Origin of the sequence: Mycobacterium tuberculosis H37Rv (genome assembly GCF_000195955.2) — a bacterium.
Lineage (GTDB): Bacteria > Actinomycetota > Actinomycetes > Mycobacteriales > Mycobacteriaceae > Mycobacterium > Mycobacterium tuberculosis.
Map to the genome: position 1 here is coordinate 3,607,068 of NC_000962.3, position 22,594 is coordinate 3,629,661.

The window sequence follows — 22,594 nt, forward strand, 5'->3', positions numbered from 1 at the left end:
ACGCTATCGTAACTTACGATTCCGTAGGTTACCTATGAGTAACACTAGATGTCCAGCACGCAATCACCCGAGGCGGCCGACACGCAGGTCTGGACCCGGGTTCCGGGCTCATGCCGCTGGCCCGTGCGCAGATCCCGAACATGGCCTTCCACCAGGTCGACCACACACGACTGGCAGATGCCCATCCGGCAGCCGAAGGGTAGCTGCACGCCGGCGCCCTCACCGGCGTCCATCAACGACGTGGCAGCATCGGCGGCTACGCTCTTGCCACTTCGGGCGAACGTGACGGTCCCGCCCGCTCCAGCGGGCGCCGTTTTGGACACTGCGAACCGCTCCAGGTGCAGTCGGTCGCTGGCACCCGCCGATGACCAGACCTTGTCGGCCTGGTTGAGCACGCCCTCCGGCCCGCACGCCCAGGTCTGGCGTTCACGCCAGTCCGGCACCTGCTGACCGATCCGGGTCAGGTCCAGCCGGCCCTGGGCGCGCGTCTCGCGCACCGACAACCGATAACCGGGATGGTCGGCCGCCAGGGCAGCCAGCTCGGCACCGAACATCACGTCAGCTGCGGTGGGCGCCGAATGCAGGTGCACTACGTCGGTGATTTGGTTGCGGCGCACCAACGTTCGAAGCATCGACATTACCGGCGTAATCCCCGACCCGGCAGTCAAAAACAGAATCAACGGGGGCGCCGGATCCGGTAATACGAAATTGCCCTGGGGCGCAGCCAGCCGCACAATGGTCCCTGGCTTTACCCCGGCCACCAAGTGGGTGGACAGGAAGCCCTCGGGCATCGCCTTCACCGTGACGGTCACCATGCGCGCGGACCCGGATGCCGCCGGACTCGACGTCAGCGAATACGACCGCCAGCGCCAGCGCCCGTCGACCAGCAGCCCGATCCCGATGTATTGGCCCGGCTGGTAGTCGAAACTGAAGCCCCAGCCCGGTTTGATGAACAGGGTCGCGGAGTCTTCCGTCTCTCGGCGGACCCCTAGGATGCGCCCCCGCAATTCCCGCGCGGACCACAGCGGATTTGCCAGGTGAAGGTAGTCGTCGGGCAACAATGGCGTCGTGATGCGCGCGGCAATCTTGCGCAGCGCATGCCAGCCCGGATGCCGGTCGGCTCCGGCGACGGTGGGGCGCCTGGTGTCGATGATGCTGGCGTTAAGCGTCGTGTGTTTCTTGCTCATAGGAAGCTCCTGCTCGGCCTTAGCTTCCGCCCAACAAAGCTACGGTACCGTAACCTACGGTTCCGTATCTAGGCCCGGACGCGCAGACTGCGTCACACCCACGGCATCGTCAGAGCAGGTCCAGCAGAAATGGCAGCTCTTGGTTGGCGTACCAGGCGAGATCGTGGTCCTGGGCGTCACCGACCACCAGCTCAGCGTCCTCGTCGCCCAGGTCAGCGGCATCGATGACCGCAATCGCCGCCATCACGGCCGGCTCAGCGCCGGCATTGTCGACATATGCGGCGACAACCTGATCGATCGTGATTGGCCCCGCCAGCCTGACGACCGCGTCATCAAGATCGGGACGGTACGTGGCATCGTCGACCTCGGCGGCCAGCACCGCGCGTCTGGGCGGCAGGGCGTCTGCGGTGGCGCCGATGTCCGCCGCTAGCAGACGCAACGACGCCAACGCCGCTTCGCGCAGCGCCACCTCGGCAAGCTCCTCGTCGTCACCCTCGGCGTACGACTCACGCAACGTCGGCGTCACTGCAAAAGCAGTGCCGTTGACCGGCCACAACGCGCCATCGGCAACGAGTCGCTGCAACATGGCCAGGGTGGCCGGGATGTAGACCTGCGTCACCGGGCGATCAACGTGGCCACATAGTCGTCGACGTATGTCGACAACTCGCGGGGCGGACGCCTGTAGTTGCCACTCACAAGCGGCCGTGGCGGCAGCTTGACCTTTGGCTTTTCCACATCTGCGTAGTCAATCGTGGACAGCAAGTGGGCCATCATGTTCAGCCGCGCGTGCTTTTTGATATCAGACTCCACCACGTACCAGGGGCTGACGGGGGTGTCGGTATGCACCATCATCTCGTCCTTTGCGCGCGAATAGTCCTCCCACCGATACACCGATTCCAGGTCCATTGGGCTGAGCTTCCATTGCCGGACCGGGTCATTCCGTCGAGCCTTGAATCGGCGCAACTGTTCGGCGTCTGAGACTGAAAACCAGTATTTGCGAAGCAGAATCCCGTCATCGATCAGCATCTGCTCGAAAATCGGGGTCTGCCGCAAAAACAACACATACTCCTGCGGCGTACAGAAACCCATGACCTTCTCCACACCGGCGCGGTTGTACCAGGACCGATCGAAGAGCACTATCTCACCTTTGGCGGGAAGATGGGCAATATAACGCTGGTAGTACCACTGACCCCGCTCGCGATCCGTCGGCGCGGGCAATGCCGCGATACGAGCCACTCGCGGGTTGAGGTACTCGGTGATCCGTTTGATGGCGCCACCCTTACCAGCTCCGTCACGGCCTTCGAAGATGACCACCAGACGCGCACCCGAATGCCGGGCCCACTCTTGCAGCTTCACGAATTCTGTTTGCAGCCGAAACAATTCGGCTTGGTAGACGGCATCGGAGATCTTGCGCCGGCCCGGCGCAGCTGATCTGTGTCCCTTCGCTCTCGACGACGCGCCGTCGTTGGTCGCGGTGCTCACATCAACGGATGGTATATCCACACATCACCATCGACCCCTAACAACTACCGCGAAGCCTCCAGAAGCTCGTCCAGTGCTTGGCTCAACAGCCCCGGCAGCAGATCGACATCGCTCATCGCGTCGCGGTCGGCATTGATGCCGAAATACAACATCCCGTTATACGACGTCACGCTGATGGCCAGCGCCTGGTTGTGCAGTAGCGGCGGCACGGAGTAGGTCTCCAGCAGCTTGGTACCCGCAATGTACATCTGCGACTGGGTTCCGGGGGCATTGGTGATCAACAGATTGAACAACCGTGCCGAAAAGCTAGTGGCGACCCGCACCCCCATGGCGTGCAAAGTGGCCGGTGCTAACCCCGACAACGTGACGATAGTCCTGGCATCGACCAGGCTGGCGGCGGTCGGGTTGGATTCGGTGGCGTGCGCGATCTGCGACAACCGCACTACGGCATTGCCCTCCCCCACCGGGAGGTCAACCAAGAACGGTGTCACCTGGCTGATCGCCTGACCAGGGCCGGTTGAGTCGAGTTGGTCGTCGGCATAGACCGACAGCGGCGCCATCGCCCGAACAGTCGCGGTCGGTGCCACAGCTTCACCGCGTGACATCAGCCAGTTGCCCAAGGCACCGGCAATCACCGTCAGCACCACGTCGTGGAGTCACAGTCGTAGCGAGCCCGCACCGTGCGATAGTCATCAAGACTTGCACGGGCAACCGTAAATCGCCGATTACGCGACACGGTGGCATTGAGCGGGCTACTGGGCGCGGTGCCCCGTGCCACCGTGCGGGCGATATCGAGAACCTTGCGGCCCGTCTCGACGAGTTGGCCGGAATTCGTTACCAACCCGGCGACCGCGGATCCGACGGCCTGTAGTTGTGCGCCCGGCCGCACCAGCCAGTCCCCGACCGCGCGCAGCAGCAACCGCGTGGTGCCGGGGTCCCGTTCCGGGACCCAGATGTCTTCCGGAAACGCCGGTGGACGCCGCGTCCGGTCGGCGATCACGTGGCCTATCGCCAGCGCGGTCACCCCGTTGATCAGGGCTTGGTGCGACTTGGTGTAGAGGGCAATGCGATTCTTTTCCAGACCCTCGACGAGATACATCTCCCACAATGGCCGCGATTTGTCCAGCGGCCGAGCGGCCAGCCGTGCGATCAGCTCGTGCAGTTGCTCGTCACTACCCGGCGACGGCAGGGCCGACCGCCGGACGTGGTAGGTGATGTCGAAGTCGCGATCGTCGATCCACACCGGCCTGGCCAGGCCCAATTTCACTTCCTGGACTTTCTGACGATAGCGCGGTATCTGCGGCAGCCGCTGTTCGACGGTTTCCAGCAGTGCCTCGTAGCTCAATCCGGCACGCGGACGGCGCAGGATCAACAGCAACCCGACATACATTGGGGTGGCTGTGTTCTCCAGCTGATAGAAGGAGGCGTCCGATGCAGACAACCGGGTGACCACTACGGCCCTGTCCTCCTTGTCAATTCGTCGCGACGAGTCACGTCGTCGCCCACGCTAACGGTTAGCCCGACCACTTCACGGCGCGGGTACACGCAAGCCCGCATTGTGCGATGATGGCCAGCAACCAAACCGCTGCGCAACACTCGTCTGCCACTCTCCAGCAGGCTCCTCGTTCGATCGATGATGCTGGAGGGTGCCCCTTGACCATCAGTCCTATCGCGAACTCACCGGGCGACACCTTCGCCGTCACACCCGTCGTCGAGTACGAGCCGCCGCCGCGAAACATCCCGCCGTGCGGGCAATCATCGCACGCAGCCCGGCGGCCGCACACCCCGCAGCTAGCTCGCCGACAACCAATCAGGCCGAGCGGCCGGGCACCGGCAGCGGTCACCTCCACGGCCAAGTCACCGCGGCTGCGTCAAGCGGGGACCTTCGCCGATGCCGCGCTACGCCGAGTGCTGGAGGTCATCGACCGCCGCCGCCCGGTGGGCCAGCTGCGCCCCCTGCTGGCACCCGGCCTCGTCGACTCCGTGCTCGCGGTGAGCCGCACGGCGGCCGGACACCAACAAGGCGCGGCCATGCTGCGCCGCATCCGGCTGACACCGGCCGGACCCGACACCGCGGACACCGCCGCCGAGGTCTTCGGCACCTACAGTCGCGGGGACCGGATCCATGCGATCGCCTGCCGGGTGGAACAACGGCCCGCCGGTAACGAAACCCGATGGCTGATGGTCGCCCTGCACATCGGGTGAGATCGCCGGCCCACACCCTAGTTCGAAGCTACTGCGGCGGCCGGCAGCCCACCGCCGGTGTAGCGGGCCAGTATCGGACCGACGATCGCCATGACGAACACATACGCCGTGGCCAAGGCGGCAACCCCCGGGATCGAGGCACCGGCCAGCCCGATGATGATCAAAGAAAACTCCCCCCGGGCAACGAGCGCGGTGCCAGCACGCAGCTGCCCACGCCGTGCCACTCCCTCCCGCCGGGCAGCGAACATCCCGGTGGCCACCTTGGTCGCTGCGGTGACAGCGGCCAGGGCCAGCGCTACCGGAAGCATTGAAACGAGCTTTCCCGGGTCAACCGACAGGCCGATTCCCAGGAAGAAGATCGTGGCGAACAAGTCACGCAGCGGAGTCAGCACCATGCGTGCCCGGTCTGCGGTCTCCCCGGTAAGCGTGAGGCCTACCAGAAACGCACCCACAGCCGCCGACGCGTGCAGCGACTCGGCCACCGCCGCCACGATCAAGGTGATGCCCAGCACCCGCAACAACAATTGTTCGGAATCAGGATGAGTCACCAACCGGCCGACATGATGACCCCAACGATACGACGCCGCGAACGCCCCAAGCAAAGCGGCGATCGCCACCGTCATGCCCACGACCGCCTCGAGCCAGCTGCCGTCTGTCGCGAGAACCGCGAACAGCGGCAAGTAGGCCGCCATCGCGAAGTCTTCGAGCACCAGCACCGACAGCACAGCCGGCGTTTCCCGGTTGCCGAGCCGACGCAGGTCCTCCAACAGCCGCGCGATCACACCCGAGGAGGAAATGTAGGTGACCCCGGCCAGACCGAGGATGGCAACACCGTCCAACCCCAAAAGCCAGCCCGCCACCGCACCGGGCGTGGCGTTGAGGACGATATCGACACCCGCCGACGGCAGGTGGTGGCGCAGACTGCTGGCGAACTCGGTCGCAGAAAACTCCAGACCCAGGGCCAAAAGCAACAACACGACACCGATGGGCGCACCGGTAGCGATGAACTCACCGGCGGCGGCCACCCCCAAGATGCCGCCATTGCCTAACGACAAACCCGCCAACAAATACACCGGAATCGGCGACAACGCGAATCGTCGTGCCACTGCACCCAGCACCGCAAGCACCGCCAACAGGACGCCGAGCTCAAACAACAGCGCCCTCGAAACCTCCACCGGTTCAGCCCTTTTCGACGATCTGTTCGACCCCGGCGATCCCGTCCTCGGTGCCGATCACGATGAGGACATCTCCGGCTCGCAGCACATCAGTCGGGCCCGGCGAGGCCAACACATCCTCGTCACGCACGATCGCCACAATCGACGCGCCGGTACGGGTGCGCGCACGGGTATCACCCAGCGGCCGGTCCACAAACAAGCTACCCGCCCGGATGTGAATCTGACCGGCCTTAAGCCCGGGCACCTCACGCGTCAGCTCGGTAAATCGCTCGGCGATCCTCGGCGCACCCAGAATCTGAGCCACCGCCTCGGCCTCTTCATCGGTGAGCCGCAAAACCGGTCGGGCTTCGTCCGGATCATCGCGGCCATACAGGACGACGTCGAAACCGCCACTGCGCCTGGCAACGATGCCGATCCGGTCACCGCGATAGCTGGTGAACTCGTATCGCAGGCCCACCCCCGGCAGCAGCACCTCCTTGACGTCCATAGGAGTCAATCCTTGACGAAATGCGGCCAAGATAGAAGCGGTACGGGCAATCTCGTTGACTCAGGTATGCCGGTGCGGCCACGGCAACAACATCGACACCTCGCGGCGGTAATCGCGGTATTGGTCGCCCAGCGCCGCGAGTAGGTCGCGCTCTTCGAACTGCAACGCGACCAAGATGTAGCCCGTCGCGCCGATCGCGAAAAGCAAGTGCCCCGCCGTCATCATGGGCGTCGCCCAGAACGCGACGACGAATCCGAGCATGATCGGGTGGCGTACCCACCGGTAGAGCAGATGAGCCTGAAAACCGATCTCGGTGTACGGCTTTCCGCGCCAAGCCAAATACACCTGCCGTAGGCCGAACAATTCGAAATGATTGATCATGAAAGTCGACGTCAACACCGTGGCCCACCCGAGCCAGAACAACGCCCACAACGCCACCCGGCCAGCCGGCTGCCGCACGTCCCAGATGACCGCCGGCATCGTTCGCCATTGCCAGTACAGCAACAACAGCGCAACGCTGGCCAGCAGTACATAGGTGCTGCGCTCGATCGAGGGCGGCACGAATCGAGTCCACCAGCGTTTGAAACCCTGTCGTGCCATCACGCTATGTTGGACGGCGAACACGCCCAGCAGCACCAAGTTGACCACGACCGCCTGGCCGATCGGCGCCGCGATCGCGTGATCTACGGTTCGTGGCACCACTACGTCGCCGACGAAACCGATCGCATACCCGAAGGCAACCAGGAATACCAGATAGCTCGCGGCCCCGTAAATGATCGTCAAATAACGCTTCATAACCTGATTCTGCTCCGCAGGAGTGTGCAGCTGGGGCGTTCGGCCCGATTGGCGCCAATCAGCGATTCAACAGTGCCATGATGTGCGGCATGGCCTCGCGGGCCGCAACGCGTCCCGCCTCGCGGGCGGCGTCGATCTGGTGAAACTCCAGCAGCCCAACAGCACCGGTGTCGGGTCTGATAACGACCTGCGCAAGACTGAGTGCGGCATCCGCCCCACGCTGGCTGCCGATTGTCATCGTGCGCATCAAGGTGTCGCCGATTCCTGGCACTTTTGGCGAGCCGTCCTGTCGAGCCGAGCCCGGCCCGCCACCACCTAAGCCGATGCTCACCGCGATCAATGGGCCATCAGGACTTGCCCGGGTCGAGACCGGAAGGTTGTCTAACACACCGCCATCCACATGCAGTCGACCGTTGTAGACCTGGGGCGGATAGATGCCCGGCAGCCGAAGGGAACACCCAATGACATCGACGAGTCGGCCTCGGCGGTGTACGACCGGTCGGCGGGCAAGCAAATCGACGCTAACGCAACGGAACTCCTTTGGCAGCTCCTCGACCAGTCGGTCCCCGAACGCTGCTTCTAATAGGGTCAGCGTCCGTCGACCACGGACTAGCCCCCTGACCGGAAACGCGTAGTCACTGAGCGGATTGTGCCGAATGAAGTACTCGTATGCGTAGGCGTCCGCTGTTGCCGCGTCCATACCGCACGCTCCGAACACCGCAATAACCGCCCCCATGCTGGTGCCGGCGAACCGGTCGATGGTGACCCCGACCCGCTCTAGCTCGTCAAGAACCCCGAGGTGCGCAAAGCCGCGCGCGCCACCGCCGCCGAGGACTAGACCGATCGAGCGGCCGGCGATGCGTGCGGCGAGCGGGCGTACGTTTTCCAAGATGCGTCGGTAATGAACCACATGAACCGATCGCGGCGTGATCAATTCCTCCCACTGACGCCGGTGCTCCCGGCTGGCGGCCGGACCGGCCAGCACGAGGTCGGCACCCCGCGCACGCGCCGGCAGCCGCGCGGCTTGTGGGTTGGGATCTCCCGCGACCAGCACTATCCGGTCGGCGACGCGCAGGCAGAAGTCCCGCCAGCCGGCATCCTCGACCGCGGCATGTAGCACTACCTTGTCGGCGACTCGCTCCGCGCGATCAAGGCCGTCGCGGTCGACCCGGCCGGGGTCAACGGCACGCAACCGCGCCGACAGCGCGGTAAGCAGGCCAGCGGCCACTGCCGGCACGGGCGCGTCGCCGCTCACTCCGATCACCGAAACGACCACCTCAGGCGACGTCGAGTCAGTCGCCGGTGGCGGTGCCTCCCGCAGCCGCGTTGCCAGCACCTTTACCAACGCCGCCAGCGCACCATGGTCGGCGATCTCGTCGAACTGTGCCTTGGTGAGCCGCACTAGCTTGGTGTCGCGCAACGCCCGGACCGTCGCGGACCGGGGCGCGTCAATAAGTAGCCCAAGCTCCCCGAGAACCTCCCCGCGACCCAGTTCTTTGAGAACGATGCTGTCCTGCAGCACCTGCACGCGACCCGTGCGGATCACGTAAAGCGAATCGGACGGGTCACCTTCGTGGAAGAGATAGCAACCCGCCTCCAACTCGACGTCCTCAACGTGCTCCCCGAGCTGTGCCAAGGTGGCCGCGTCCAGGCCGGCAAATAGCGGCAGATTCCCCAGCGGATCGGCGTCACCGGCCGCCCAATGCTCAATCGGCGCGGCCGCCGGCTGGGGAATCGGTGGCTCCAACCGCGGCGCGATCGCGGGCTCCGGCGCCGGCATCTGGACGGGGTTGCGGTTGGTTCTACCCAGCACCGCGGCCGCGACAGCCACCGCGATGAAACAGATGGCAGCCATAGCCCATCCGCGCCGCAACGCCTCCTCGGCAGTACCGTGCTCCGGCTTACCGATCAAGATCACCATCACCGCGACACCGAGCACCGCACCGAGCTGGCGAGTGGTGCTAACGACCGCCGACGAGGTGGCATAGCTGCCGCCCTTGGCGACCTCGGCCAGCGCTGCACTGCTCAACACCGGCAACGTCGCGCCGACACCGATGCCCTGCAGCAGTTGGCCCGGCAGCCACACGCGGAGGAAATCCGGCTCGGACCCGACACGCTGCAAATACCACACCAGGCTGCCGGCCCAGACCAGCGCACCAACGAGGACGATGACGCGATGCCCATGCCGACCGGCAACCCGACCCAGCGCCGCCGCCACCACGGCAGCCACCACCGCAGCGGGCGCGATCGCGAAACCCGCCTTCAGCAGCGAGTAGTGCCACACATAGTTGAGGTAAAGCACATGGGTAAGGCCATAGCAGTAAAAACCCGCTGCGGCGACCAGCGTGAGCAGGTTGCCCGCCACGAACGACCGGCTACGCAACAGCGCCGGCTCGACCAGCGGCGCGGGGTGCGACCGCGAGCTGTGCACGAACCCAACCGAGGTCAGGACGCTGGCCAGGAACGAACCGACGGTGGCCACGCTCAACCAACCCCAGTCCGGCCCCTTGACCAAACCGAGGGTAACCAACCCGAGCGTTACCGCAAGCAGCAGCGCACCGCGCAAGTCAGGCATGCGGCGCCGGCCCGAGGCGCGGCTCTCGACGAGCATGCGCTTGGTGGCGATCGCCGCGACGATGCCCAGCGGAACATTGACCAGTAACACCCACCGCCAGCCGGCCCACTCCACGAGGAGCCCGCCGATCGGCGGGCCCAGGCCAGCCGCGATCGCTGCCGCCGCACCCCACAGGCCGATAGCGTGCGCGCGGCGCGCCGCGTCGAAGCCCTCAACGACCAGTGCGAGCGAAGCAGGCACGAGTATCGCAGCCCCGATGCCCTGCAGCACCCGGAACGCCACCAACTGCTCGACACTGCCGGCGACGGCGCACAGCCCGGACGCAATGGTGAACACCAGCACACCGGACAGGAATGTCCGTCTGCGGCCCAGCAAATCGGCCAACCTGCCGGCCGCAACCATGAAGGCGGCGAAGACGATGTTATAGCCGTTCAGAATCCAGGACAGGCTCCCGATGTCGTAGGACGGGAAGGAACGCTGGATATCCGGGAACGCGATGTTGACGATTGTCGAGTCGAGAAACGCCAGGAAAGCGCCGAACCCCGCTACCAGCAGAACCGACGCCGACGAAGGTCGGCGACGACGGGTGAGATTAGCGAACCCCTTGCCGCCGTGCAACGAAATGTGCATGCGCGCCGGGGCGCGGGGTGTGCCGGGAAGTGACTTCTGGGAACTGAGAAACCGATACACCCATCTGCAACCTACGCGCTAACGCTTCTTGACCGATTTCGGCGGCTTGGCGCCGCGGCCTTGTCGGCGGGCGGCTTCGCGCCGCTCGCGCCGGCTAGCACCGGCCGGCACTCCGGCCGGCGTCTTGTGGGCTCCACCGCCGTTGCGCTGCACCTGAGCCGAGCCATCCTCCGCGGGACCGGAATAGGTCAAAGCGGGCGACTCGCTGGCAACACCCTTGGCGCGTAATGCACTTGGAGCTCTTTCGCGCGCGCCACCATCGACCGCGCTGCGTTGCTGCGCGGCGGCTGCGGCCGCGGCGGCGAATTCGGCAAGCTCTGCGGGTTCGGCAGCCGGGGCAACCGGCGGGGCGGGGACCGCCTCCACGGTGACGTTGAACAGGAAGCCGACCGATTCCTCTTTCATGCCGTCGAGCATGGCCATGAACATGTCGTAGCCCTCACGCTGGTACTCGACCAACGGATCGCGCTGCGCCATCGCGCGCAGCCCGATACCCTCCTTGAGGTAGTCCATCTCGTAGAGGTGTTCACGCCACTTACGGTCTATGACGTTGAGCAGCACGTTGCGTTCCAGCTGGCGCATCGCACCCTCGCCGGCGATTTCCTCGAGTTCGGCTTCCCGTGCGGCATAGGCACGTTCGGCGTCCTTGAGTAGTGCCTCCAGCAACTCCTCGCGGGTGAGATCGTCGCGCTCGAATTCGTGGTCCTTGCGGGTCAGCGAGTCGGCGGTGATCCCCACCGGATAGAGGGTTTTGAGTGCCGTCCACAACGCGTCCAGATCCCAATCTTCGGCATAGCCTTCGCCGGTCGCGCCGTCGACGTAGGCGGTGATGACATCGCGGACCATGTCCAGCGCCTGGTCCTTGAGGTTTTCGCCTTCGAGGATGCGCCGGCGCTCGGCGTAGATGACCTTGCGCTGCTGGTTCATCACCTCGTCGTATTTGAGGACGTTCTTGCGGACCTCAAAGTTCTGCTGCTCGACCTGGGTCTGGGCGCTCTTGATGGCCCGGGTGACCATCTTGGCTTCGATCGGCACGTCGTCGGGCAGGTTCAGCCTGGTCAACAAGGTCTCCAAGGCCGCGCCATTGAAGCGGCGCATCAGCTCGTCACCCAGCGACAAATAGAAGCGCGACTCCCCGGGGTCCCCCTGGCGGCCGGACCGGCCACGCAACTGGTTGTCGATCCGCCGCGACTCGTGGCGCTCGGTGCCCAGCACGTACAGGCCGCCGGCCTCGATTACTTCCTTGGCCTCCTTGCTGGCTTCCTCTTTGACGATGGGCAGTTCGGAGTGCCAGGCCGCCTCGTACTCCTCGGGCGTCTCCACCGGATCCAGGCCGCGTTCGCGCAGCCGCTGATCGGTGAGAAAGTCGACGTTGCCGCCCAGCACAATGTCGGTGCCGCGACCGGCCATGTTGGTGGCGACGGTGACGCCGCCGCGGCGGCCCGCCACCGCGATGATGGTCGCCTCTTGCTCGTGGTACTTGGCGTTGAGCACATTGTGCGGGATGCGCCGCTTGGTGAACTGCCGCGACAGATACTCCGAGCGCTCCACGCTGGTGGTGCCGATCAGCACCGGCTGTCCCTTCGCGTAGCGCTCGGCGACGTCGTCGACCACCGCGATGTACTTGGCCTCCTCGGTCTTGTAGATCAGGTCGGACTGGTCTTCACGGATCATCGGCATGTTGGTCGGGATGCTGACCACGCCCAGCTTGTAGATCTCGTGCAGCTCGGCCGCCTCCGTCTGGGCGGTGCCGGTCATGCCGGCGAGCTTGTCGTAGAGCCGGAAGTAGTTCTGCAGCGTGATGGTGGCCAGCGTCTGGTTCTCGGCCTTGATCTCGACGTGCTCCTTGGCCTCGATGGCCTGGTGCATGCCCTCGTTGTAGCGGCGGCCGATCAGCACCCGGCCGGTGAACTCGTCGACGATGAGCACCTCACCATCGCGGACGATGTAGTCCTTGTCGCGGCTGAACAGCTCTTTGGCCTTCAGAGCGTTGTTGAGATAGCTGACCAACGGCGAGTTGGCGGCCTCGTACAGGTTGTCGATGCCGAGCTGGTCTTCGACGAATTCCACACCCTTCTCGTGCACGCCGACGGTGCGTTTGCGTAGATCGACCTCGTAGTGGACGTCCTTTTCCATCAGCGGCGCCAACCGGGCGAACTCGGTGTACCAGTTGGAGGCGCCGTCGGCGGGACCGGAGATGATCAGCGGGGTGCGGGCCTCGTCGATCAGGATGGAATCGACCTCGTCGACAATGGCGTAATGGTGCCCGCGCTGCACCAGATCATCCAGTGAGTGCGCCATGTTGTCGCGCAGGTAGTCGAACCCAAACTCGTTATTGGTGCCGTAGGTGATGTCGGCGTTATAGGCCACCCGGCGTTCATCGGGTGTCATGGTGGCCAAAATCACCCCGACCTGAAGCCCGAGGAAGCGGTGCACGCGGCCCATCCACTCACTGTCGCGTTTAGCCAGGTAGTCGTTGACGGTGACGATGTGCACGCCGTTGCCGGCCAGCGCATTGAGGTAAGCGGGCAACACACAGGTCAGGGTCTTGCCTTCACCGGTCTTCATCTCGGCAACGTTGCCCAGGTGCAGGGCGGCCGCACCCATCACCTGCACGTCGAACGGCCGCTGGTCCAGCACCCGCCAGGCGGCCTCGCGGGCCACGGCGAAGGCCTCGGGCAACAGGTCGTCGAGGGTTTCTGGGTTTTTCTGGTCGGCCAGCCGCCGCTTGAACTCGTCGGTTTTCGCCCTCAGCTCGGCGTCGGTGAGTTTCTCGACATCGTCGGACAAAGTGCCGACATAGTCGGCCACCTTCTTGAGGCGCTTGACCATGCGACCTTCGCCAAGGCGCAGCAACTTCGACAGCACAGCTATGTCCCCGCATGTGTAGGAGTCTTTAGATAAGGCGACTCCCATGGTAGGTGACGACGCGGCGCGCGCCGCCGATCACGCCAGACGGATCAAGCCGTAGTCGTAGGCGTGCCGGCGGTAGACCACCGACGGCCGTTCGGTGTCCTTGTCGTAGAACAAGAAGAAGTCGTGTCCAACCAGCTCCATCTGGTAGAGCGCGTCATCGACCGACATCGGCTTGGCCGGGTGTTCTTTGGTGCGAACGATCCGCCCAGGCTCCCGCTCGACGACGGCACCGTCGTGATCGTGTGCCTCGGCTGGTCTGGTGTTGAAGCCGTTCTCCGGCGCTGGCACCACCGCGGTCGCCTCGGCCAGCGAAACCGGGGTTTTGTCGCCGTAGTGCACCTTGCGGCGATCCTTACCGCGGCGCAGCCGGCTCTCCAGTTTGACGACCGCTGATTCAAGCGCGGCATAGAAGCTGTCGGCGCAGGCCTCACCTCGCACCACCGGCCCTCGCCCACGCGCGGTGATCTCCACGCGCTGACAGGACTTGCGCTGGCGGCGATTACGTTCGTGGTCGAGTTCGACGTCGAACAGGTAGATGGTCCGGTCGAACCGCTCCAAGCGGGCGAGTTTCTGCGAAACGTAGATGCGGAAGTGGTCGGGGATCTCGACATTACGGCCCTTGAACACGATCTCAGCGTTTGATTTCGGTTCGGCCAGAACCTGACCTGAATCCACGGCTAGCCTTGACATACGTGACAACTCGTTTCTCTTTCCACGTCACACGCGCCCTGCGTGCCTGGCCTTCGGGGAGACGCGCCGACGGGGTGGGAGCGGTTGGAGAAGTTACCGCCGCAGGCTGCCCGCCGGAGCAAGATGTCGATTGCTCACCTCCTATCGCGGGATACTGATTCAACCTGGGAAGCGCGAGCGTGAGTCGTTAAAGGTTGATCTCGACGTTAGCCCGTGTTCGGCTCACCGTGCCACCAAATTGACCGACCTGTTTCGAGTTCTTCACGTTGTCTTGGCAACTGCACCGGCTCAGGCAGATCCTCACGCGGCCGCGACCGCCAACACGGCACCCACCCGCACACCGGCGGCCTGCAAGACCCGGACCGACTCGCGCGCCGTCGCCCCGGTGGTGATGATGTCGTCGACGAGCACGACTTCGTTGCGCGGCCGCTGGCCCCGCAACAGCACCCGACCCGTGATGTTGCGCTCGCGCGCGGACGCCCCAAGACCTACCGAGTCCCGGGCTAGCGCTCGCATCCGCAGCGCCGGGACGACGGTGACGTCATGGTGGCGCCCAAGGGTGGCACCCGCAATCCGCGCCATCCGGCTGACGGGGTCACCCCCACGCCGTCGCGCCGCCCACCGTCTCGTCGGCGCAGGCACCATCGTCAGCGGGTTTTCGAGCATGCCCCAGGACAACAGGTGGTCGACACCGACAATCAGCGCGCACGCCAGTGGCGCGACGAGGTCGCGACGGCCGTGCTCTTTCATAGCGAGGATCGCCTGACGACGCACGCCCGCGTAGCGGCCGAGCGCGAACACCGGCACCTGTGGGTCAACACGAGGACTCACCACGTGCGGTTCACCGGCAGCCACCGACAGCTCGGCGGCACAGGCGGCACACCAGCGGGTCGCCGGCGCACCGCAGCCACCGCATTCCAGCGGCAGGACGAGGTCAAGCACACACCAAGTGTCGCGGTCACCGGTGACAGCAGTGCTGTCAATCGGCGCCGCTGCGCAGCGGCGGCCAGACAAAGCTGAGCGCACCCTGACTCAATTGGGTAATCACGCTTTCCAGATAACGCAGCGGCAGCTCCGTTCGCCACTCCGGAAGCAACGCAGAGAGCTGCAAACAATCGGCTGCGAGGCTGACGTCGGTGATGCGCAGCCCATGCGGCAGCTCAGGCAGTGGAACTCGGTAGGCCGGTGTCCGTGCCGGCAGTGTCCACCGCCGTTGTCCGGTGATCACGGTGCGCGGTCGCAGCCACAGTGTCGTCTGGGAGGTTGTGCCCGCCACGTCGACGTCGACCTCAAGACCTCCCCAGTCGGGCCGGCGCGCCCAGCGCAGCCGGGCCGCTCCGCTCTCGGACAACTCACCGCGCAGCTGCGGCGTCGCTTGACGGAGCACATCATCGAAAATCTCGGTCGGCAGGGCGGACGACAACTCGACGGGAGCGGCGATCACCAGCGGCGGCACACCCGGGCGGATGTGCACGTTGCGCAGGACGGCAACGGCGCTGTGCAAATGATGCTGATCCCAGCTGATGCCGCGAGCGGCCACCCGAACCTCGCCCAGCTGGCCGACGGCCAGCCCCTGCGGTTCCAGTGCCGAGTCCAGCTCGGTGACGGTCAGCACCACGTCATGGTCCCCAATCCGAACCGTGACTTCCTTGCCGATGAGCAGCTGCTGCAAGGTGGTGAACAACGTCCGGTAGGGCGCCGCAACTGCCTGGGCGGCTCCCGCGCTGACCAGCGACATCCCGGTCGACGACCACAGCGAGGCCAGCATGTCCAAGGCACGGAAGGGATCATCCCAACGCAGCCGGGGAACTCTTGGCGACATCAACAAGCGCCTCCTCACTGCGAGGGTAGCCGGTGTGCTCAGGTCGCGAAAAACGCAGGCACAGCACTCATCCGGGCAATACCGGCGCCGCCCCCGGCACCATCAGCCCCGGTACGTCCGCCCAGCCTGGTCGGCTTTCGACAGACGCCGAGTACATCAACACCCCTTGCGGGCCGGCGACATACACAGTCGACGGGTTGGCCGCGATCGCCGTCAGTGGAGTTTGCAACCCGCGGGACGGCGCGTCGGAGTTCACCCCGTCGAGGTTTACATAAGACACCGGATGGGCGGCGTCGGTGCGTGTCACCACGATGTCGTCACCGGTTCGCCAGGACAACGACACCACCGAGGAACCCAGCCCGAAACCCAGCCGCCGAGGGTAGGTCAGGGCGAACTGGCCAGCCTGGGTCTGCTCGACGCCGGCGAGGATCACCTGCCCACCGATCACCATCGCGGCGCGCGTCCCGTCACGGGACAGTTGAAGATCGTTGATCGCCCCCGGGAAGCGGCTGGCCACCGCGGTCGAATCCACCGGAATCCGCGCGGGTTGCCCCGATGCCGGGTCCTGTATCGCTCGCAGCACGACGTTGGTATCGACCACCACCCAGACCGCGTCGTCCAGCGACCAGCTGGGCCGCGACAGGCTGTGCCCGTCGGCGGACTGCACCGCCTCGCCGCCGAGGTCGCCGACCCACAAAGACGCCGCCTCATCCGGAGCCCCGCGCCCCAGCGTCACCACCGAGGCCACCTGACGCCCGCTGCGTGATACGGCGGCCGCCGTCTGCTCCGGCATCCGTCCGAAGGCCCCGGGCACGGGGGTGACTCGCTGTGCGTCCATCGCCACCAGTGATCCGTTCACCAAGGCGTGCAACCCCGCGGCGGCACCGTCGGCCACCCCCGGGTCGGTGGCCGCGACATCGGAAGTGGTCCACCCCTCGGCAAACCTGTCTTCCAGCGGGGCGCCGTCGGCGTTGATCACGTACGGCCCCCTGATGTCGGCCCTGGCCAAGGTCCAGATGATCTGTGCGGCAAGTAATTGCCTGCTGTGCGGATCGGTGGTGGACAGCTTCTCCATGTCGACTCGCGCGCCGCCGTACCCGCGGCCGATTCCGCTCTTTCCGCCGTCGGCCCGAGTCACCGGCCCGCGCAGTCGTAGCGGCGGAGCGAGCAGATTACGCACCGTGCGCGCCATCTCCGGGCGTGGACCCGCCAGCAGTTTGGAGACGAGCTCCGTGGCCAGCTGGTCGCGGTCGGACACCGCGACGTAGCGCGGATCGGGAACCACGGTCTTGCCGGTGGGGTCGGCGAAGTACAGGGTGTTGCGCTTGTACGTTTCTTGGAACTGCTGCCAGTCCAGGAAAACCCCGTTGGGTAGGCGATCGATGCGCCAACCATCGGACGTCTTGACCAACTCGATCGGGCCCGGATCCGGCAGTTGACCCTCGGCGGTCTCAAACACCCCCACATCCGAGAGCGAGCCGAGAATGTCTGCCCGCATGGTCACCGAAACCTTCTCGGCGCTTCGGGTTTCGACGAACACCACGTGGTCGATCAACAACGCGCTGCCGGCGTCGTCCCAGGCGTTGGAAGCCGATTCGGTGAGGAACTGACGCGCCGCCAGGTGCCGGTTGGCCGGGTCGGCTGTGGCCTTGAGGAACTCGCGTAACAGCACGTCGGGATCCATACCCGGGCTCGGTTTGGGCAGATTCGACGGCACCGGACGTTCGACGGTTCCGATGGCTTGCGGGGCCGACGTGCTGGGCACACTGGCACAGCCGGCCAGCACTGCACCAAGGAACAACAAAATTGTCAGCCGCATCAACCGCTCCACTCCGCGTGCTCACGTGGGCGCTGACGTTCCTTGTATTCCGGTGGCATCGGTTGCGGATTCGGTTGCGCGACCGGTTGCAGAACTGGCTGCGGGATCGGTTTCATGGGCAGCGGGCTGGTGGTGACCTTGTGGCCGCGCACCATCGGAAGCGTCAGCCGGAAGCAGGCGCCCTCGCCGGGTTCGCCCCACGCCTCAAGCCGACCCTGGTGCAATCGGGCATCCTCGACGCTGATCGCCAAACCCAGCCCGGTGCCGCCGGACCGACGTACCCGTGAGGGATCCGAGCGCCAGAACCGGCTAAACACCAGCTTCTCCTCACCAGGCCGCAGCCCAACCCCGTAGTCACGCACGGTGACGGCGACCGTGTCTTCGTCGGCGGCCATCCGGATCCGCACCGGTTTGTGTTCGGCGTGGTCGATGGCATTGGCAATCAGATTGCGCAGGATCCGTTCTACCCGACGCGCATCGACCTCCGCGATCACCTGCTCGGCGGGCAGATCCACCAGCAACTCGATACCGGCCTCCTCGGCCAGGTGGCCCACATTGCCGAGCGCGTTGTTGACCGTTGTGCGCAAGTCGACCGCCTCAACCGACAACTCGGCCACCCCGGCGTCATGCCGCGAGATCTCCAGCAGGTCGTTGAGCAACGTCTCGAATCGGTCCAGCTCGCTAACCATCAACTCGGTGGACCGCCGCAGCGTGGGGTCGAGGTCGGCGCTGTGGTCATAGATCAAGTCGGCCGCCATCCGCACCGTGGTCAGCGGCGTACGCAGTTCGTGGCTGACGTCGGAGGTGAACCGGCGCTGTAGGTTGCCGAACTCCTCCAGCTGGGCGATCTGTCGGGACAGGCTCTCGGCCATGTCGTTGAACGACACCGCCAGCCTGGCCATGTCGTCCTCGCCGCGCACCGGCATGCGTTCGGACAGATGTCCCTCGGCGAAACGTTCGGCGATCCGCGACGCCGACCGCACCGGCACCACCACCTGACGCGACACCAGCAGCGCAATGCCGGCGAGCAGGACTAGCAGTACCAGGCCGCCGGTGGCCATCGTGCCACGCACCAGCGTGATCGTGGCTTGCTCGCTCGCCAGCGGAAAGATCAGGTATAGCTCCAGGTTGGCCACCCGCGACAACGTCGGAGTCCCGATGATCAGGGCCGGCCCGGAGAAACCTTCGGTCTGCACCGTGGCGTACTGGTAGGCGGCCTGCCCGGCCTTGACGAAGCCGCGCAGCGCGTTGGGCACCTGATCGACGGGTCCGGCAGTAGAGGCAGCGCGCGGCCCATCACCCGGCACCATCAGCACCGCATCGAACGCACCGGCGAGGCCAGCCCCCGAAGCGGGGTCGGTTTTCGACGTCAGAGTGTTGCGCGCAAGCTGCAGGCTACTGTCCAGTGAGCGCGTCTCCTCACCGTTGACGATCCCGCTGACGGTGGTGCGTGCCCGCTCGATCTGGTCGATCGCCGCCCTGACCTTGATGTCGAGGACACGATTGGTGACCTGGCTGGTCAGCACAAAGCCAAGCGCCAGGATGACGGCTAGCGACAGTCCAAGGGTCAGCGCCACGACCCGCAGCTGCAGCGATCGGCGCCACGCGACAGCTACGGCTCGACTCAACGCACTGAGGCCCCGTGTCATCGGGCCAGAGCGACCCCGGCGACCCCGAATGCGTCGGCGCGAGCCGAAGATCATCGGCGCCGCTCCTTAGCATCGCTGCGCTCTGCATCGTCGCCGGCGCGGATCACGGAGGTCCGGCCTTGTACCCCACTCCTCGAACGGTCAGCACCACAGTCGGGTTCTCGGGATCCTTTTCGACCTTGGCCCGCAGACGCTGGACATGCACGTTCACCAGCCTGGTATCGGCTGGGTGCCGGTAACCCCATACCTGTTCGAGCAGCACATCACGAGTAAACACCTGGCGCGGCTTGCGCGCCAATGCGACCAACAGGTCGAATTCCAGCGGTGTCAACGAGATCTGCTCACCGTTGCGAGTGACCTTGTGCGCCGGTACGTCGATTTCTACGTCGGCGATGGACAGCATCTCGGCGGGTTCGTCGTCGTTGCGGCGCAGCCGCGCCCGCACCCGCGCAACCAGCTCCTTGGGCTTGAACGGCTTCATGATGTAGTCGTCGGCGCCCGACTCCAGACCCAGCACCACATCCACGGTGTCGGTCTTTGCGGTGAGCATCACGATCGGAACACCGGAATCGGCGCGCAACACCCGGCACACGTCGATGCCGTTCATACCGGGCAGCATCAAATCCAATAACACCAGATCGGGGCGCAGCTCGCGCACCGCGGTCAGAGCCTGAGTACCGTCGCCGATGACCGCGGTGTCGAAGCCTTCCCCCCGCAGCACGATGGTGAGCATCTCAGCCAACGAAGCGTCGTCGTCAACGACCAAAATCCTTTGCCTCATGGTGTCCATGGTGTCACCACATCGGGACAAAACTGGCGCACCACACGGGCGTTTCTTGCTTGATTAGGGCAAATACCCTCAACTTGGCACGTCTGGAGGCGCCAAAGTCGCCGCTAGTCGGCCCGGATCAACATCGGCGCCGACAACCAGCCACCGGCCGCCCCACCCTTGGGCCGCCAACTCGGCGTAGACCGCACCGGTGCGCTGCTGAAGTTCAGCGTCGCGTTCGTAATTGTCGCGCGCCCGACCGGGGTCACGCTGGGCACGGCCGCGGGATCGTTCCCCGGCGAGCTCGGCAGAGACCGCAAGGAGCACCTGCCAGTCGGGCTTGGGCAACCCGAGTCTTGCAAATTCGATCCGCTGAACCCAGGCCGCTGCCTTCCCGGCCGCGTTTTCATGTAGGCGCGCCGCGCTGTAGGCCGCGTTGGAGGCGACGTAGCGATCCAGGATCACCACGTCGTAGCCGCGACACAGCCCCTGGATCGTGTGGACCGCGCCAGCGCGGTCGAGCGCGAACAGCGTCGCCATCGCATACACCGACGATGCGAGGTCACCGTGCTCGCCGTGCAGCGCCTCCGCTGCGATGTCGGCGGCCACCGACTGTCCGTAGCGCGGGAACGCCAGTGTGGCCACCGATCTCCCGGCTGCTCGAAAGGCCCCGGACAGCTTTTCCACCAACGTCCGCTTGCCAGCGCCGTCAACGCCCTCAATCGCGATTAGCACGGCGCGGCCCTGTCGGTGGCGGCGCGAGCAGACGCAAAATCGCCCTTTTCGTCATGAAAATGGGCGATTTTGCGTCTGCTCGCGGGTGGGAGGCACTCAGTAGCGGTAGTGGTCCGGCTTGTAGGGACCCTCGACGTCGACGCCGAGGTATTCGGCCTGCTCCTTGGTCAGCTTGGTCAGGTGACCGCCAAGGGCCTCGACATGGATTCGAGCCACCTTCTCGTCGAGGTGCTTGGGCAGCCGGTACACCTCGTTGTCGTACTCGTCGTTCTTGGTCCACAGCTCGATCTGGGCGATCGTCTGGTTAGCGAAGCTGTTGCTCATCACGAACGAGGGGTGCCCGGTGGCATTGCCCAGGTTCAGCAGCCGCCCCTCGGACAGCACGATGATCGAGCGGCCCGTGTCGCCAAAGGTCCACAGGTCGACCTGAGGCTTGACGTTGACCCGTGTCGCCCCGGAGCGCTCCAGCCCGGCCATGTCGATCTCGTTGTCGAAGTGGCCGATATTTCCCAGGATCGCGTGGTCCTTCATCGCCTTAATGTGCTCGAGCATGATGATGTCTTTGTTGCCGGTCGCGGTTACGACGATGTCGGCGTCCCCGATGGCCTCCTCGACGGTGACCACGTCGAAGCCCTCCATCATGGCCTGCAGCGCGTTGATCGGGTCGATCTCGGTGACGGAGACCCGCGCTCCCTGGCCCTTCATCGCCTCCGCACAGCCCTTACCGACGTCGCCGTAGCCGCAGATGAGGACCTTCTTACCGCCGATCAGCGCGTCGGTGCCGCGGTTGATGCCGTCGATCAGGGAGTGCCGAGTGCCGTACTTGTTGTCGAATTTGGACTTGGTCACCGAGTCGTTGACGTTGATCGCCGGGAAGGCCAGATCCCCGGCCGCGGCGAATTGGTAGAGCCGCAGCACGCCGGTGGTGGTCTCCTCGGTGACGCCCTTGACCGACTCGGCTATCTTGGTCCACTTGTCCTTGTCGGTCTCGAAGCGGGTCCGTAGCAGGTTCAGGAAGACCTTCCACTCGGCGGGGTCGTCCTCCTCGGCGGGCGGCACCACGCCGGCCTTCTCATACTGCATGCCGCGCAGCACCAACATGGTGGCGTCACCGCCGTCATCGAGGATCATGTTGGCCGGCTTGTCGGGGTCCGGCCAGGTGAGCATCTGCTCGGCGGCCCACCAGTACTCTTCGAGCGTCTCGCCCTTCCACGCGAACACCGGGACACCCTTGGGCTCGTCGGGGGTGCCGTGCGGGCCGACCACGACGGCGGCGGCGGCGTGATCCTGGGTGGAGAAGATGTTGCACGAGGCCCAGCGGACTTCGGCGCCCAGCGCGGTGAGGGTTTCGATCAACACCGCGGTCTGCACCGTCATGTGCAGCGAACCCGAGATCCGGGCCCCCTTCAGGGGTTGCACCTCGGCATACTCGCGCCGCAGCGACATCAGGCCGGGCATCTCGTGCTCGGCGATCCGGAGTTCTTTGCGGCCGAAATCCGCTAGTGACAGGTCGGCGATCTTAAAGTCGATGCCGTTACGAACGTCAGGGGTCAGCGAATTTTTGGTCACCAAATTTCCGGTCATAGGGGCTTTCATCC

Annotated in this window: 18 protein-coding genes, 1 pseudogene and 1 other annotated feature; of the genes and pseudogenes, 1 reads left to right on the forward strand and 18 read right to left on the reverse strand. The window is 65.2% G+C overall.

Annotated features, from left to right (window positions below; translation table 11 throughout):
- Positions 1-44: 44 nt before the first annotated feature.
- From Rv3230c to tgs3, 5 genes and pseudogenes are all read right to left on the reverse strand, one after another.
- Entirely contained in the window at positions 45-1,187 is a 1,143-nt protein-coding gene (locus Rv3230c; protein NP_217747.1) for a stearoyl-CoA 9-desaturase electron transfer protein, read from the reverse strand.
- A 109-nt stretch (positions 1,188-1,296) separates the two neighbouring features.
- The gene (locus tag Rv3231c) at positions 1,297-1,806 is read right to left on the reverse strand and encodes a hypothetical protein (protein ID NP_217748.1); all 510 of its coding nucleotides are present in this window, start codon (positions 1,804-1,806) and stop codon (positions 1,297-1,299) included.
- Positions 1,803-2,690, reverse strand: coding sequence for a polyphosphate kinase (gene ppk2, locus Rv3232c; RefSeq protein NP_217749.1), 888 nt, complete (start codon positions 2,688-2,690; stop codon positions 1,803-1,805). The genes Rv3231c and ppk2 overlap by 4 nt, the downstream gene beginning before the upstream one ends.
- Positions 2,691-2,713: 23 nt before the next feature.
- Positions 2,714-3,304: pseudogene (locus tag Rv3233c) on the reverse strand.
- 2 nt (positions 3,305-3,306) lie between these two features.
- Positions 3,307-4,122: a diacyglycerol O-acyltransferase gene (tgs3, locus tag Rv3234c; protein NP_217751.1), complete on the reverse strand. Its 816-nt coding sequence runs from the start codon at positions 4,120-4,122 to the stop codon at positions 3,307-3,309.
- A gap of 110 nt (positions 4,123-4,232) precedes the next feature.
- On the opposite strand from tgs3, the gene Rv3235 reads away from it, so the two are divergent.
- The gene (locus tag Rv3235; RefSeq protein ID NP_217752.1) at positions 4,233-4,874 is read left to right on the forward strand and encodes a hypothetical protein; all 642 of its coding nucleotides are present in this window, start codon (positions 4,233-4,235) and stop codon (positions 4,872-4,874) included.
- Positions 4,875-4,891: 17 nt separating this feature from the next.
- On the opposite strand, the gene Rv3236c is transcribed toward Rv3235, so the two are convergent.
- The 13 genes from Rv3236c to sahH form a co-directional block, all read right to left on the reverse strand.
- Entirely contained in the window at positions 4,892-6,049 is a 1,158-nt protein-coding gene (locus Rv3236c) for an integral membrane transport protein (protein ID YP_177949.1), read from the reverse strand.
- A 4-nt stretch (positions 6,050-6,053) separates the two neighbouring features.
- Complete coding sequence (locus Rv3237c; RefSeq protein ID NP_217754.1) at positions 6,054-6,536, reverse strand: hypothetical protein; 483 nt, start codon at positions 6,534-6,536, stop codon at positions 6,054-6,056.
- Between the two features lie 60 nt (positions 6,537-6,596).
- Complete coding sequence (locus tag Rv3238c) at positions 6,597-7,331, reverse strand: integral membrane protein (protein ID NP_217755.1); 735 nt, start codon at positions 7,329-7,331, stop codon at positions 6,597-6,599.
- 58 nt (positions 7,332-7,389) lie between these two features.
- Positions 7,390-10,536: a transmembrane transport protein gene (locus Rv3239c; RefSeq protein ID NP_217756.1), complete on the reverse strand. Its 3,147-nt coding sequence runs from the start codon at positions 10,534-10,536 to the stop codon at positions 7,390-7,392.
- Positions 10,537-10,614: 78 nt separating this feature from the next.
- Positions 10,615-13,464, reverse strand: coding sequence for a protein translocase subunit SecA (gene secA1 / locus Rv3240c; RefSeq protein ID YP_177950.1), 2,850 nt, complete (start codon positions 13,462-13,464; stop codon positions 10,615-10,617).
- Positions 13,465-13,542: 78 nt separating this feature from the next.
- Entirely contained in the window at positions 13,543-14,187 is a 645-nt protein-coding gene (locus tag Rv3241c; protein NP_217758.3) for a hypothetical protein, read from the reverse strand.
- 315 nt (positions 14,188-14,502) lie between these two features.
- The gene (locus tag Rv3242c; RefSeq protein NP_217759.1) at positions 14,503-15,144 is read right to left on the reverse strand and encodes a hypothetical protein; all 642 of its coding nucleotides are present in this window, start codon (positions 15,142-15,144) and stop codon (positions 14,503-14,505) included.
- A gap of 37 nt (positions 15,145-15,181) precedes the next feature.
- A complete protein-coding gene (locus Rv3243c; RefSeq protein NP_217760.1) occupies positions 15,182-16,024 on the reverse strand; it encodes a hypothetical protein in 843 nt (280 codons plus the stop codon).
- 67 nt (positions 16,025-16,091) lie between these two features.
- The gene (gene lpqB / locus Rv3244c) at positions 16,092-17,843 is read right to left on the reverse strand and encodes a lipoprotein LpqB (protein ID NP_217761.1); all 1,752 of its coding nucleotides are present in this window, start codon (positions 17,841-17,843) and stop codon (positions 16,092-16,094) included.
- Complete coding sequence (gene mtrB, locus Rv3245c; RefSeq protein ID NP_217762.1) at positions 17,843-19,546, reverse strand: two component sensory histidine kinase MtrB; 1,704 nt, start codon at positions 19,544-19,546, stop codon at positions 17,843-17,845. Before mtrB ends, lpqB begins: the two co-directional genes overlap by 1 nt.
- Positions 19,547-19,599 (reverse strand) — a repeat region (53 bp Mycobacterial Interspersed Repetitive Unit,Class II).
- The gene (mtrA, locus tag Rv3246c; RefSeq protein ID NP_217763.1) at positions 19,596-20,282 is read right to left on the reverse strand and encodes a two component DNA-binding response regulator MtrA; all 687 of its coding nucleotides are present in this window, start codon (positions 20,280-20,282) and stop codon (positions 19,596-19,598) included. It overlaps the preceding feature by 4 nt.
- 69 nt (positions 20,283-20,351) lie before the next feature.
- A complete protein-coding gene (gene tmk, locus Rv3247c) occupies positions 20,352-20,996 on the reverse strand; it encodes a thymidylate kinase (protein ID NP_217764.1) in 645 nt (214 codons plus the stop codon).
- Between the two features lie 96 nt (positions 20,997-21,092).
- Positions 21,093-22,580, reverse strand: coding sequence for an adenosylhomocysteinase (sahH, locus tag Rv3248c; protein NP_217765.1), 1,488 nt, complete (start codon positions 22,578-22,580; stop codon positions 21,093-21,095).
- Positions 22,581-22,594 lie beyond the last annotated feature (14 nt).

Bases quoted from the DNA above. Each gene is read 5' to 3' on its own strand.
- mtrA (NP_217763.1), bottom strand. From the start codon at position 20,282: ATGGACACCATGAGGCAAAGGATTTTGGTCGTTGACGACGACGCTTCG.
- Rv3239c (NP_217756.1), bottom strand. From the start codon at position 10,536: ATGCACATTTCGTTGCACGGCGGCAAGGGGTTCGCTAATCTCACCCGT.
- Rv3243c (NP_217760.1), bottom strand. From the start codon at position 16,024: ATGTCGCCAAGAGTTCCCCGGCTGCGTTGGGATGATCCCTTCCGTGCC.
- Rv3235 (NP_217752.1), top strand. From the start codon at position 4,233: ATGATGGCCAGCAACCAAACCGCTGCGCAACACTCGTCTGCCACTCTC.
- Rv3238c (NP_217755.1), bottom strand. From the start codon at position 7,331: ATGAAGCGTTATTTGACGATCATTTACGGGGCCGCGAGCTATCTGGTA.
- sahH (NP_217765.1), bottom strand. From the start codon at position 22,580: ATGACCGGAAATTTGGTGACCAAAAATTCGCTGACCCCTGACGTTCGT.
- lpqB (NP_217761.1), bottom strand. From the start codon at position 17,843: ATGCGGCTGACAATTTTGTTGTTCCTTGGTGCAGTGCTGGCCGGCTGT.
- Rv3237c (NP_217754.1), bottom strand. From the start codon at position 6,536: ATGGACGTCAAGGAGGTGCTGCTGCCGGGGGTGGGCCTGCGATACGAG.
- mtrB (NP_217762.1), bottom strand. From the start codon at position 19,546: ATGATCTTCGGCTCGCGCCGACGCATTCGGGGTCGCCGGGGTCGCTCT.
- Rv3230c (NP_217747.1), bottom strand. From the start codon at position 1,187: ATGAGCAAGAAACACACGACGCTTAACGCCAGCATCATCGACACCAGG.